Genomic DNA, 13,650 nt, shown 5'->3' on the forward strand with positions numbered 1-13,650 from the left:
GGGTTCTGCCTAGGGGCGATTTACTCTTTGTTGCCTACATGGATGTAGGTAAGGGGCGTGAGCAGGACGCGGAAGCTTTGCTCGGTTTTTACTTAGCCCACTAGATTACAAACCTCGCGCCGCGATTAAACCGCCCCTAGCTTGAACAAATTTTAATCCGCAAAGGTCAACAGACCCTAATTACTAAGCAAGTAACATGCCTATAGTTTAACTGTAATTAATCAATAAATCCCCTAGCCGACAGGCCACCAATTTTGACATAATAGACAGCTAATCCCTATAAACCAAGAATACTATGGCAAATACTGAGCAAACACTTTTCGCACAACGCTTTCGTGGCTTTTTTCCAGTGGTTATTGATGTTGAAACCGCCGGTTTTAACAAAGAAACCGACGCATTACTAGAAATTGCAGCATCCGTTTTAAAAATGGATGACGAAGGACTGCTTAGTATCGATCATACCGTTCATTTTCATGTGCAACCGTTTGAGGGGGCAAACATTGAGCAAGCTGCCATTGAGTTTAATGGGATTGAGCCTTTTTCAGCACTGAGGGGGGCAGTCCCAGAAGAAGAGGCGATTAAAGAAATTTGTAAAGTAGTGCGCAAAGCGCAAAAAGCCGCAGGGTGCCAGCGCTCTGTGGTGGTTGCTCATAATGCCGCTTTTGATCACGGCTTTTTAAATGCGGCTATTGAGCGTAATAATATCAAGCGCACACCATTTCATCCGTTTGTTAGTTTTGATACCACATCACTTGCTGGTTTGGCATTAGGGCAAACGGTACTAGCTAAAGCGTGTCGCGCAGCAGGAATAGAGTTCGATAATAAACAAGCACACTCTGCGTTATACGATACAGAACGTACTGCTGAACTGTACTGTTTAATTGTTAATCGTTGGCAGCAACTAGGTGGTTGGCCACTTGCTGTAGACGAAACACAACAGAGCGAAGACGAAGCTAGCAACCAAGATTAGAAAATCAGCTCATAATAGTGAATACTTACTTTTTTGGGCTGAGCCAGTCTTAATATGCGTTATTAAAACGATTGCGTTATTTTACCTTCACTGTGAGTGATTAAATGTGGTGGATAATTACGCGAAAAGCTAATTGATTCTCGTGCAATTTTAAGCTCTACCCCAGGGTGCATAAGCTCATTAACTTTTAAGCGACTGAGCGCTAAAAGCTGCGCCATTTTCTTTCTTAGTAACTGCTTTTGCTGATTGATGCTGGCGCTTCGGTTTGCTATGTGTTCTTCATTCGTTGTTATTTTATTCAAAAACTGCTGACGCTGTGCGCTTGCAACTTGTTTATTAATTCGCTGGCGCGCTTGCTGTAGTTCAATTGACTTACCGATTAAAACTTTTTCAAAGTCAGTGATTTGCGCTTGTTTTTGTTTTAGCACATACCATCGCTGTGCGATGCAAACACGGGTTTTAGTTCCTGCTGGTGCGCCTAACTCGCCTGTTTCAATGCGCATTGCATCGAGAATATGGCCACCAATAATTTTCCCTTTAGGATCTTTTGTATTGCCCACCCTAATTAGATTTCCAGCACTCAAGTCACAATGTAATGATTGGCGATCTATTAGTAAGTTTTGATCCGTTTTTATGTCACAGTATTGAGAGTAACCAAGCGCAACGGTTCGTTTAGCTAAAATAGAACAGGTAAATGGCTCATCGGCTTCTCGCTTTCTGCCAATTGCACCCTTTACTATTGTGATGGCGCTATCACTTTTGAGCTGCGCCGATTCAACAAAGCCTAAAACAGTAATATCGCCGCTGGCGGTCACTCGCATGCCATCTTTTATATCACCACTGACTATAATACTGCCATCAAATTCAACATGACCAGTAGTGGGATCAATATTATGAAAACATAAAACATCATCAACACGCATACCACGGGGAAGGGCAACCGGTACGCCAGTACAGTCGGCAATTAATAAGTTGGGGTTGTCAGGCGCAATTTTAGTGCCGTCAAAAGGTTGTAATTTATGTTCTTTGCCAGGGGTTGCAGTTAGTACATCACCAAACACAGTAAACCCATCAACCCCCGATGTTGCTGGAATGCGCCGCATTAATTCACAACCAGGTTTTACAGTAATAATATCACCTAGGTTTCTCATATCGACTTTACCACCGCCTTTAGCTTGTGGGCTAAGTACGCGGTCTTGCGCTGTGCAGCAAAGACGCACAAATTTGGCATCGTTACCCACTTTAGGTGCACGACCAAAAGCGACTTCGGCGTAATGCGTACTTCCTGGGGGTTGTTCGAACTGTTGCGCCAATAACTGTTCTAATGCATGAGAGCTAATGCCTTTTACAACCCCTGCTTGTGAGAACTCTTCAATCGCTTGTTCCATGCTAAGCAATTTACCGCCCTTGGCAGTAATAAGGGTAGCTTCAACGAGCATATTCTTTTCATCAATGTTAATGGTTAGCTTTGCATCAATGGCTTGAGCAATTACTAAAGAGGGGGCTTCTTCGGCGTTATTTTGAGCAAACAGTTTACCAATATTGCTAACAATAACCTCACACTCGCAATATTCTGACTGGCCAATTAATTCAATAAGCTGTGTTGCTGTTGAGGCTAAACCTGAGACATTAGGGTGGGAGAGCAAAGAGATATACCCGTTTGCTCATCAAAAGAAAAAACCGACATTTATAAATCCTCTAGGTAATATGTCTGTTATTATTTTTTATAATTTATTAGACCAAGGTTTAGCCTTGCATTTGAGCATAAAGCATCACACTTGTTAAGTAGTTGTTTCTTAATTGTTCAATATTTTACATTTACATGTGTGTTTGATGCATGATTAACCAATTGATAAAATAAAACGCCTAAGGTGTTGAGTATTCGTAGGTTACTCGGTTATACTGCGTGTACGCTCTGAATGAGTAACCTTATTCAGGGGCTGATTAGGATTCGACGGAATTCAAGAAGCCCGAGGTGCATGTCGAGGTGCGGTTTGCCTCGTAAAAAAGCCGCAATTTAAAGTAATCGCAAACGACGATAACTACTCTCTAGCAGCTTAGGCTGGCTAGCGCTCCTTCCATGTATTCTTGTGGACTGGATTTTGGAGTGTCACCCTAACACCTGATCGCGACGGAAACCCTGGCCGGGGTTGAAGCGTTAAAACTAAGCGGCCTCGCCTTTATCTACCGTGTTTGTCCGGGATTTAAAGGTTAATTAAATGACAATACTAAACATGTAGTACCGACGGTCGAGGCTTTTCGGACGGGGGTTCAAATCCCCCCAGCTCCACCAATAACGGTTTTTAAAATCGTTTGTTTAAAAACCCTAAAAAACCCGCAACTTGAGCAATCAAGTCGCGGGTTTTTTTATGGCTAAAATTATTGAATTTATTGTGCTTTGGTTTATCTTGCGAACCCCGAACCCCTTACAACTAATAGACTAGTCGCTTACTTACCTATTTTTTGTATTATGAGCCAATGATTAACTGCGAGCTTTGATATGGATATTTTTACAGCTGAACACATTTCCCCTTTAATTTCGCTTTTACTGGTTTTACTGGCGGGGGTTACTTCGTTTGTATCGGCGGCTTTTGGTGCGGGCGGCGGTTTAATGCTGTTGGTGGTAATGGCGTCGGTTATGCCGATGGCGGTGGTAGTGCCGGTTCATGGTTTAGTGCAGTTAGGCTCTAATGCCAATCGATTATTGTTAAGTATTGCTCATCTTGATAAGCCGATGTTGTTGTATTTTACTCTGGGTGGGTTAATTGGTGCCGGGTTGTCGAGCCAAGTAGTGAGCGATATTAACCTTGATAGCATGAAGCTGTTTGTGGCTTTATTTGTGATTTATTTACTGTGGGGAACAATCCCTGAATTTAATAAAGACTCACGATTAGGGCGTTTAATAGCGGGTGTAATTACGGCATTTATTTCTACTTTTGTGGGAGCAAGTGGGCCTCTGGTGGCGAGTTATTTACACATTAATCATTACGATAAGCTTAAATTTACCGCGACTTTTTCAAGTATTATGACCTTGCAGCATAGCTTAAAAGCCGTTGTTTATGCGGGGCTTGGTTTTAGTTTTTGGCAATGGTTGCCGTTAACACTGGCGATGATTTTAAGCGGAGCCATTGGCACCTGGTTAGGGATTCGTTTACTTAAGCGGCTCTCTGTGGCGCGTTTTAGGGTTATTTTTAAAGTGATTTTAACTCTGCTTGCCATGCAGCTTGCATGGCAAGGGGTGAGTGTAATGCTTACTTAATAGCGGCTTTTATTGGTTTATCGCCATTAAATAACTCAAAAATACGATTGCTATTAAATGAGTTTGTAGCAACGTGAAGCAATGCGTTGGCTACATTTTCGCGGCTAATTTTAGCCTTTGACTGATCGCTAGGACGCTCTGTTGTTACTTCCAAAGAGGCACTTTCGTCGGTTAATGTTCCTGGGCGGACAATTGTGTAATTGAGTCCACTGTGAATTAAATGCTCATCAGCCATATGTTTTGCTACAAGATAAGGCTTTAAGTCACTATCTATTGCATCAGGATCGTCTGCACCAATAGAGCTGACCATAATAAAGTGTTTTACGCCGTGCTCTTTAGAATAAGTTGCCGCTCTTGTCGCTGCCCACAAATCAATAAGTACGGTTTTATCTGTGCCTGTACTTCCACCGGAACCTGCTGCAAAGATAACTTGGTCGCAGCCATTAATGGCACTTGAAAAGTCACCTTCTAAATCCTGTTCAACAATACTTAAAAATGGGCTATCTAAATCACGCAGTTTGCTTTTGTCTCTTACAAGTGCAACAACATTTTGCTCATTTTCTAAAAGTAGTTTGGTAGCCATTTTACCAATTTGACCACTTGCGCCAATAATTAAAGTCTTACTCATAATTAATTCCTTCTCAATATAGTGTAAAGATTGTTCGTACAAACAGACCTTGGGGTAGGAAATTATTTTTAAAGAGTAAATGGGATTTAAACGAGCTTATTTAAAAAAACATATTAGTGAAAAGTTATTACTTAACTGAGTATTAAAATTAGCTATTTTTTAAGGCGTTTTTTAGAACTTTTTACTCGATCATTATACTTACTCCGGTTACAAAGCTACGGTGGTATAAGCCAATACCTACACTGCGTTCTTGGTAATTACAGTAAAGGGCTTTGTAGGTATTATTACCTTTAAATTTTATTGCGAATAAGGTCACGAACAATAAAGCGGCCTGGGTGAATAGCTTGGCTTACGCGTTCGCTTAGTGGGCGAGGTTCGTTGTTTAAACTACTAATTAAGTGCTCGGCAGATAGCGGTGCACTGCATAATGCTCGCGCGCCAAAGCCGGTAAAAATATGTAGGCCCTGTTGTGGTTTTTTTAATGCTTGGTATTGATAGCGCTTACCCAAACGTAAATTAGCAAATGCATGTGTATAGTCAGTTTGCTCCACCCATTCACCGGCCATAGGTAAGTGATCAATAAAACTACAGCGAACAGCGGCTTTAGCAGAGCTAATATCGCCTAAGCTGGTGGCAAATTCAGTGTTGTTATAAAAACTCAGCAGTTGCTCGCGGTTGGTGTGGTTGTCTTGCTCGGTCACTTCACGGCTTTTACTGTTTTTTTCAAAGGTGGCGCCCATACAATGGTGATCTAAATAAGCGGGGGTGAAATACCCCTTGTGGCACAACACGGTTTTTAGCTTACGTGATTGCGTGCTTGCTTGAACATGTGACACCTGTCCGCGTACGCCAACAATAGGGAGCGTTTTAGTTTGCGCAAATGCATCACTGTGTTCACCGGCGCAAATAATCACATCGCTAAAGGGGCCAAATGTTTGTTTTTGCGTGGTTAAGTACCAGCCATCGGGTTGTTTGTTAAGTTGCTCAATGTGGCAATTAAATAGGCTCTCAAACTCATTTAATTGCTGTGCGGCATCTAACATTGCACAAACTAACTGGGGGGGATTAACCCAGCCGCCTTGTTCAAAAAACACCCCTGAGTAACCTGTTTTAACCCCAGCAATAGCATCACCCTCATTAGCAGTCACATTTCGCATAAGCTGTTCTGGCCACAGTTGTTTATCAGCGAGATTTTGATGACGCTCTGCCAATGGTTTTTTTACTGCATGTTGCAGCACACCACACCACTGGTGATCAAACAAAAAGCCATTGTTGAGTAATTGATTGTAAAGCCGCTTTGCGTATAAAAAACTATGGGCAAATAGTTCACTGTGTGGCGAATTTTTTGCTTGTAAATGCGGATATATCGCCCCTTGTACATTGTGAGATGCCCCCATGGCCGGTTGTTTATCTTGGCAAAATAAGTGGCTTGGTATACCGCGTTTCGCAAGGCTATAAAGAATACAACTGCTGGCTATACCACCGCCAATAACAGCCACATTGGTAAGGGGAGAGAAGTGATGCTCAAAATAGGCGGGGGCCGATTGTTTTGAATTAGCCTGAGCGAGTGTGCCAACTAGCATCTCTCGTTTTCGGCCAAAGCCTTTAGCTTTTTGCATGCTAAAGCCCGCTTCAATTAAACCACGGCGAACAAAGCCCGCAGCGGTAAACGTGGCTAATGTCGCGTTGCTTCTAGAAATATCAACCATGGCGTTAAATACACTTTGCTGCCACATGTCGGGGTTTTTACTCGGTGCAAAACCATCTAAAAACCATGCGTCAACGAGTCCACTTTGTGGGTAGCTCATGCTATTAATACATTCCAGCACATCACCAAAGTAGAGGTCGAGCACCACAAGGCCATTGGCAAATTCAAGGCGATGACAACCGGTTAAATTAATCGGGTAGTGGGAGACGAGTTGGGCGCTTAAATGACTTAAACTAGGCCAAGCTTGCAAGGCTTGTTTTAAATCATTTACGCTAAGTGGATATTTTTCAAAAGAAATAAAATGCAGTCGTTGCACGTTATTAGACTGTTGACTTTGAACTTGTGGGCATTGCAGGTGGTCATAAAACTGCTGCCATGCATTTAAAAAATTAAGCCCTGTACCAAAACCGGTTTCGGCTATAACAAAGTGCTCACGGTCATGATTTTGTAACCGTGACTCTATATTGTTTTGTTGATAAAACACATAATGAGACTCAGCGAGGCCGTCGTCATTAGAAAAATAAACATCATCAAAGTCATTAGCAACCGGTGTCCCTAAATCATTAAAGTGTATGTGGGCGTTTTTTATCATGACCAATTCAATTTTATAGATAATTTTTTAATTATTTTACGTGTTTTCTTTGAAATAGTCTGGCGTTATTTATAAGCTGTAGGTTCAGAGTACAAGTGTACGCTAGAAAGCTGACCACTTAGGTGATTAAATTCGCGTAAAATAGAACACAATTAAGTATTAAGCTAAGGGAATTACCCATGAGAAGAGCCGTAATAACAGGCATCGGTGTTGTATCAAGCATCGGCAATAATAAAGAAGAAGTATTAGAGTCACTAAGAGCGGGTAAAAGCGGTATTGCTTTTAATCAAGAATTTGCTGATTACAAATTGCGTAGCAATGTATCAGGTAAAATTGATATTGATGTTAAAGAGCATGTTGATCGCAAAGCAATGCGCTTTATGGGTGATGCAGCGGCTTATTCTTATATCTCAATGGCACAAGCGATTGAAGATGCGGGCCTTAGCGACGAACAAGTATCAAACGAGCGCACTGGTTTATTAGTGGGTTCTGGCGGCGGTTCATCAAAATGGCAAGTAGAAGCGGCCGATATCCTTCGCGAAAAAGGCGTTAAGCGCGTTGGCCCTTACATGGTGCCACGTACTATGGCGAGCACCACCTCTGCATGTTTAGCAACGCCATTTAAAATTAAAGGCGTTAACTACTCTATTAGTTCTGCGTGTGCAACTTCTGCGCATTGTATTGGCCATGCCGTTGAGCAAATTCAACTAGGCAAACAAGACGTTATTTTTGCAGGCGGCGGTGAAGAACTTCACTGGACGTTAGCGATGGAATTTGACGCTATGGGCGCGCTTTCTACTAAATACAACGACACACCTGAAAAAGCATCGCGCACCTACGATGCAAACCGCGATGGTTTTGTAATTTCAGCCGGTGGCGGTATTGTGGTTGTTGAAGAACTTGAACATGCACTTGCTCGTGGCGCGCATATTTACGCTGAAATTACCGGTTACGGCGCAACCTCAGATGGTTACGACATGGTTGCACCATCGGGTGAGGGCGCGGTACGTTGTATGCGCCAAGCAATGCAAAACGTTGATAGCATTGATTACTTGAATACCCATGGTACGTCAACACCCGTAGGCGATGTGAAAGAGCTGGGCGCTATTCAAGAAGTATTTGGTGGTAACTCGCCAATGATCAGTGCCACTAAAGCAATGACAGGCCATGCACTGGGTGCGGCAGGTGTACACGAAGCTATCTTTTCATTATTAATGCTTGAGCATGGCTTTGTTGCGCCATCTATCAATATTGATGAGTTAGATGAACAAGCGGCAGGCTTGAATATTATAACTGAAGCAAAAGACGTTGAACTAAATACGGTTATGTCTAACAGTTTTGGTTTTGGCGGCACCAATGCCACATTAGTAATGAGCAAATACAAAGGCTAAGTAAACCTTTAACTATTTTAAAGCCGAGCAAAATGCTCGGCTTTTTCGTTTGTGCAAATAGGCGGTTGTTCGTTACAATAGGGTCTCATTTTGCCAAACGGATTCACAATGAAAATTCTTGCCGATCAAAATATGCCTTTAGTTGAGCAATTCTTTAAAGATATGGGTGAGGTTGAACGATTTGATGGCAGGCAATTAACTCCAGAACAACTCATTGATGTTGATGTATTACTCACTCGTTCAGTCACGCAGGTCAATAGTGAATTATTAGCACAGGCTAATAAGCTAAGCTTTGTAGGTACAGCCACTATTGGTGTGGATCATATTGATACCGATTTGCTTAACGCAAAAAATATTGCTTTTACCAGTGCACCAGGCTGCAATGCGATTGCGGTTGCTGAATATGTGATCAGTAGTTTATTTGCATTAAGTCAAGAAAACGCCAGCCCATTAAGCGGGAAAACAATTGGTATTGTGGGTGTGGGTAATATTGGTAGTTGCCTCGCGCACAAGCTAAAAGCACTTAACGTTAATTTACTATTGTGCGACCCAATAAAGCATGAGCAAGGGCTATTACCCGAGCACGTTGAGCTTGATGAGCTATTAGCGCAGTCAGATATAGTCACGTTTCATGTGCCGTTAGTAAAAACAGGTACGCATAAAACACTGCACATGCTTGATAAAAAGCGCTTAACTACGCTTAAACCTGGGCTTACTTTAATTAACGCCAGCCGAGGTGATGTGATTGATAATCAAGCATTACTTGAGGTGATGGAAGCAGGCGCTGAGCTCGATTTAGTGTTGGATGTGTGGGAAAACGAACCTAACATTTTAACCGAGTTACTTGAGCATGTTCGCTATGCCAGTGTGCACATTGCCGGACATACTCTTGAGGGTAAAGCTCGGGGTACACAAATGTTGTATCAAAGCTTGTGTGAGCTAAAAGGGGTGGAGGCAAATAAGTCACTTAGCGACTTTTTACCGCCAGCAGCCATTGGGTGCGTTACCTTAGCGTCAAGTTTTACTGAGGCAGACATCGCCCGTTTAGTGCACTTAGTTTATGACGTACGCCGTGATGATGGCATTTTACTGCGTCACTTGGCCGATGAAGGCTTTGACAGTTTACGAAAAAATTATCCAACCCGACGTGAGTTTAGCACCGTGGTGGTTGAAGGTGATAGCACCGAGCTTGCTGCACTTGCGCAGCTTGGTTTTACTACAGCAAACTAATTTAATTAGCACGGTTGTTTTAATCGTGCTTACAGAGGATGAAATATGTCGCAAAAATATAACGTTGCCGTACTCGGCGCTACAGGCCTTGTAGGTCGTCAAATCATTGAAACTTTGGAAGATCGTAAATTTCCGGTCGATCAGCTGTTTTTATTAGCAAGCAGCCGCAGTGCTGGCGAAGATATAAAGTTTCGTGGTGAGACCATAGAAGTACGTGATGTTGAAGGCTTTGACTTTAGCCAAGCGCATATCGGTTTATTTTCAGCAGGTGGCAGTGTGTCTGAAAAGTACGCCCCTATTGCCGCAGACGCTGGCTGTATCGTTATTGATAACACATCTCACTTTAGAAATGACTTTGAAGTGCCGCTTATTGTGCCAGAAGTGAATGCAGCGAGTTTAGCCGATTTTAGAAACCGTAATATAATCGCTAATCCTAATTGTTCAACTATTCAAATGATGCTCGCGCTTAAACCTATTTATGATGCCTACGGTATTGATCGTATCAACGTTTCAACCTACCAAGCAGTGTCGGGTGCAGGCAAAGAAGCGGTTGATGAACTGGCTAAACAAACTGCAAATTTAATGAATGCACGCCCAATGGAAAACGAAATATTTCCTAAGCAAATTGCGTTTAATGTAATACCGCAAATCGATAGCTTTGAAGACAATGGCTACACACGCGAAGAAATGAAAATGGTAAACGAAACGCATAAGATTTTAGGCGATACAACCATTGCGGTAAACCCGACTTGTGTTCGTGTACCGGTGTTTTTTGGTCACTCTGAGTCAATTAATATAGAAACGCGCATGCCTTATGACTTTGAGCATGTAAAGCAACTATTGAGTGATGCGCCAGGTGTTGAGCTAATTGATGATGCTGGCGACTACCCAACGGCTGTGTCGGATGCTAGTGGTAACGACACTGTTTACATTGGCCGTTTACGTGCCGATATTTCACACCCACATGGATTAAATATGTGGGTAGTAAGTGATAACACCCGTAAAGGGGCTGCAACCAACAGTGTGCAAATAGCAGAAGAACTGATTGCTAATTATATGTAATTAGCCAGAATACAGTGATAATCCAATAAACGGCAAACCAAAGTGGCTTGCCGTTTTTTTGTGCTTAAATTGCCATTTTTTTGCCACTTATAAACAACAGTAGTGTAAACACTTTGATAAACAACATAAAAATATTTTTATCTTGATGTTTAAGGTATTTATTTTCAATGCGTTGCGATGGATATTATGGCTTAACTGGTTTATAGTTTGTAACTGGAATAGAGCTTGCAGTAAAAATAGATTGTAATAAAAATGTGCGTTAGCCACGTGGTTAACAACGGCAAGAATAATCAATGTTTAAGCGCCAATTGAAAGCGCTGTGTTAACATTTAAACATTAAAGGATCAGCATGCGCGGTTTCGTTTCACTTATTATATTAGCGTCTGCACTGATGGTAACGACTGTTTACTCTCAAGACAGTACTCAATTAAGAGGGCCTAAAGGCGCAGATTACGGCGCACAGGGGCGTTCTATTGGGCCAATAAAACCAACCGATACACTTTGGCGCATTGCCGTTAAGGTTCGTCCTGATAACTCAGTCAGCATTTACCAAGTTATGCAAGCCTTGTATAACAAAAACCCCAACTCATTTTTAGAACAAAATTTAAATCATATGCGAAGCGGTTCGTATTTAAAAATACCTACTTTGGCAGAAATTAGACGAGTAAACCCGCAATTAGCTAAGCAACGTTCTGAGCAAGACGATGAACTGTGGGAAAAAAAGAAAAATGGCACACTCACTCAAGCAGAGATCAATTCAGCACAAACACAAGTAACCCAAGCCCGCAAAGCAGACGTTGATGAAGCTAAAAAAGAATTACAACAAGAATTAAAAGCGATAAAAACAGATCAAGGTAATAAATTAGTTGAGCTTCAGCAGCAGTTTAAAAGTTCGGTTAGCAACGTAGAAGAGATTTTAGTTGAAAACAACAACCTTAAAAAACAGCTGGCAGGTATTTCAAACGAGTTAGAAAACGTTCGTTTACAACTAGGCCAAGATAGTGAAATTCAACAACAGTTAAAAGAATTAATCCTTAAGCAAAATGAGATTATTGCGCAGCAAAAATTAAAAGAGGTAGAGCAAGAGAGTGAATTTAGCTTTGCCGCGCTACTTTCGAATCCTTTAGTGCTGATTTTATTAATGACCATTCCGGCTTTATTGATCATTTTTGCCGTTGTTATGTGGTTGCGTAAGCGAAGTAATAACCAAGAGCCTGAAAGTGACGATGATGAGTTTATTCCTCAAGATCCAGCGTTTACTGATCCGATAGATGAAGTGCCAGAGCCCACTCTTGATGAAGCGCCAGCCCCCGATCCACTTGATGATATAAGTGTGCAACTAGACGATAACATGGATGACGTTTTACTCGATGATGATGTTGATTTAAACGATGATCTCGATGACGACAGTTTATTAGATCAAGATGAGTTAGAAAGCCTACTCAGTGATGATGTTGTTTTTGAAGACGAAAATACTGAGGGCGATGAACTTGATGTTTTCATGCAACAAGACTTTGATAGCTCAAATGAAGATGACACGGGCGATACGATTAATCTTGACGAATCGGATGATATTTTAAGTGCGGATGATTTAGATAGCCTGTTTGATGAAGAAGATGACGATTCATTACCAGATGAACCCCAAGGTGAATCGAATGATGATATGGCTGCACCCAGTGAAGAGCTCGCCGAAGAGGGCGAAGACTTCGACATTGATGATTTACTCGATGAAAATAATGAGCAGGCAACTGACACATCAGCAGACGATGACGAATTTGATATTGACGATTTACTCGATGCAGAGCAACCAACTACTGAAGATCAGAGCGAAGAGCCAGATATCGACAGCTTAGTTGATGAAGATGACGAATTTGATATTGACGATTTACTCGATGCAGAGCAACCAACTACTGAAGCTCAAACTGAAGAGCCAGACATCGACAGCTTAGTTGAAGAAGATGACGAGTTTGATATTGATGACTTGCTCGATGCCGAGCAACCGGCTACTGAAGAGCAAAGTGAAGAGCCAGATATCGACAGCTTAGTTGAAGAGGGCGACGAGTTTGATATTGACGACTTGCTCGATGCCGAGCAACCAGCTACTGAAGCTCAAACTGAAGAGCCAGACATCGACAGCTTAGTTGAAGAGGGCGACGAGTTTGATATTGATGACTTGCTCGATGCTGAGCAACCGGCTACTGAAGAGCAAAGTGAAGAGCCAGATATCGACAGCTTAGTTGAAGAGGGCGACGAGTTTGATATTGATGAATTGCTCGATGCCGAGCAACCAGCTACTGAAGCTCAAACTGAAGAGCCAGACATCGACAGCTTAGTTGATGAAGACGATGAAGTTGATATTGATGAATTGCTCGATGCTGAGCAACCAACTACTGAAGCTCAAACTGAAGAGCCTGATATCGATAGCTTAGTTGAAGAGGGCGAAATAGATAGTGACGATGTACTAGATACTGAGCAACCAGAAAGTGATGTTCATGATTCTGAAATAGATCATGCATTGGCGGACTCAATTGAAGATTTAACTGACGCGCAAGAAGAGTTAAATAGTGAAGATGTAGAATCTATCGCTTCATCTTTTGCTGAGCCAGAGGCTGCAGCAGAGCCAGAACTTGAAGCAGAGCCTGAACTTGAAGCAGAGCCCGAAATCGAGGCTGAGCCAGAAATTGCAGCAGAGCCTGAAATTGCAGCTGAGCCTGAAGTTGCAGCTGAGCCTGAAGTTGCAGCTGAGCCTGAAGTTGCAGCTGAGCCTGAACTTGAATCAGAGTCTGAGCTTAAAGATCAGCCTGAACTTG

General features: G+C 42.2%; 8 protein-coding genes, 1 other RNA gene and 1 pseudogene. 7 read left to right on the forward strand and 3 right to left on the reverse strand.

The window, feature by feature from the left end:
• Nucleotides 1-295: 295 nt before the first annotated feature.
• A complete protein-coding gene (gene rnt, locus CWC14_RS11830) occupies nt 296-970 on the forward strand; it encodes a ribonuclease T (protein ID WP_010388028.1) in 675 nt (224 codons plus the stop codon).
• Nucleotides 971-1,032: 62 nt separating this feature from the next.
• Here rnt and CWC14_RS11835 read toward each other — a convergent pair.
• Nucleotides 1,033-2,657: pseudogene (locus CWC14_RS11835) on the reverse strand (flagellar assembly protein A).
• Nucleotides 2,658-2,906: 249 nt separating this feature from the next.
• Between CWC14_RS11835 and ssrA the strand changes: the two are divergent.
• Together ssrA and CWC14_RS11845 are read left to right on the forward strand one after the other, a co-directional pair.
• Nucleotides 2,907-3,263, forward strand: a transfer-messenger RNA (tmRNA) gene (gene ssrA / locus CWC14_RS11840).
• 207 nt (nt 3,264-3,470) lie between these two features.
• Nucleotides 3,471-4,229 (forward strand): sulfite exporter TauE/SafE family protein, encoded by a 759-nt coding sequence (locus CWC14_RS11845; RefSeq protein WP_138563080.1) that lies wholly within the window; start codon nt 3,471-3,473, stop codon nt 4,227-4,229.
• On the opposite strand, the gene CWC14_RS11850 is transcribed toward CWC14_RS11845, so the two are convergent.
• Together CWC14_RS11850 and mnmC are read right to left on the reverse strand one after the other, a co-directional pair.
• Nucleotides 4,222-4,857, reverse strand: a complete 636-nt coding sequence (locus CWC14_RS11850; RefSeq protein ID WP_138563081.1) for an SDR family oxidoreductase — start codon at nt 4,855-4,857, stop codon at nt 4,222-4,224. The genes CWC14_RS11845 and CWC14_RS11850 overlap by 8 nt on opposite strands.
• Before the next feature lie 290 nt (nt 4,858-5,147).
• Nucleotides 5,148-7,157: a bifunctional tRNA (5-methylaminomethyl-2-thiouridine)(34)-methyltransferase MnmC2/FAD-dependent 5-carboxymethylaminomethyl-2-thiouridine(34) oxidoreductase MnmC1 gene (mnmC, locus tag CWC14_RS11855; RefSeq protein WP_138563082.1), complete on the reverse strand. Its 2,010-nt coding sequence runs from the start codon at nt 7,155-7,157 to the stop codon at nt 5,148-5,150.
• 179 nt (nt 7,158-7,336) lie between these two features.
• Between mnmC and fabB the strand changes: the two genes are divergently transcribed.
• The 4 genes from fabB to CWC14_RS11880 form a co-directional block, all read left to right on the forward strand.
• Nucleotides 7,337-8,548 (forward strand): beta-ketoacyl-ACP synthase I, encoded by a 1,212-nt coding sequence (fabB, locus tag CWC14_RS11860; RefSeq protein ID WP_138563083.1) that lies wholly within the window; start codon nt 7,337-7,339, stop codon nt 8,546-8,548.
• A 108-nt stretch (nt 8,549-8,656) separates the two neighbouring features.
• Complete coding sequence (locus tag CWC14_RS11865) at nt 8,657-9,778, forward strand: 4-phosphoerythronate dehydrogenase (protein ID WP_138563084.1); 1,122 nt, start codon at nt 8,657-8,659, stop codon at nt 9,776-9,778.
• A gap of 45 nt (nt 9,779-9,823) precedes the next feature.
• Nucleotides 9,824-10,840: an aspartate-semialdehyde dehydrogenase gene (locus CWC14_RS11870; RefSeq protein WP_138563085.1), complete on the forward strand. Its 1,017-nt coding sequence runs from the start codon at nt 9,824-9,826 to the stop codon at nt 10,838-10,840.
• Between the two features lie 349 nt (nt 10,841-11,189).
• On the forward strand, nt 11,190-13,650 hold a 2,461-nt coding region (locus CWC14_RS11880), incomplete at its 3' end, for a FimV/HubP family polar landmark protein (RefSeq protein ID WP_283957451.1).

It is taken from the genome of Pseudoalteromonas sp. S3260 (assembly GCF_005886925.1).
Lineage (GTDB): Bacteria > Pseudomonadota > Gammaproteobacteria > Enterobacterales > Alteromonadaceae > Pseudoalteromonas > Pseudoalteromonas tetraodonis.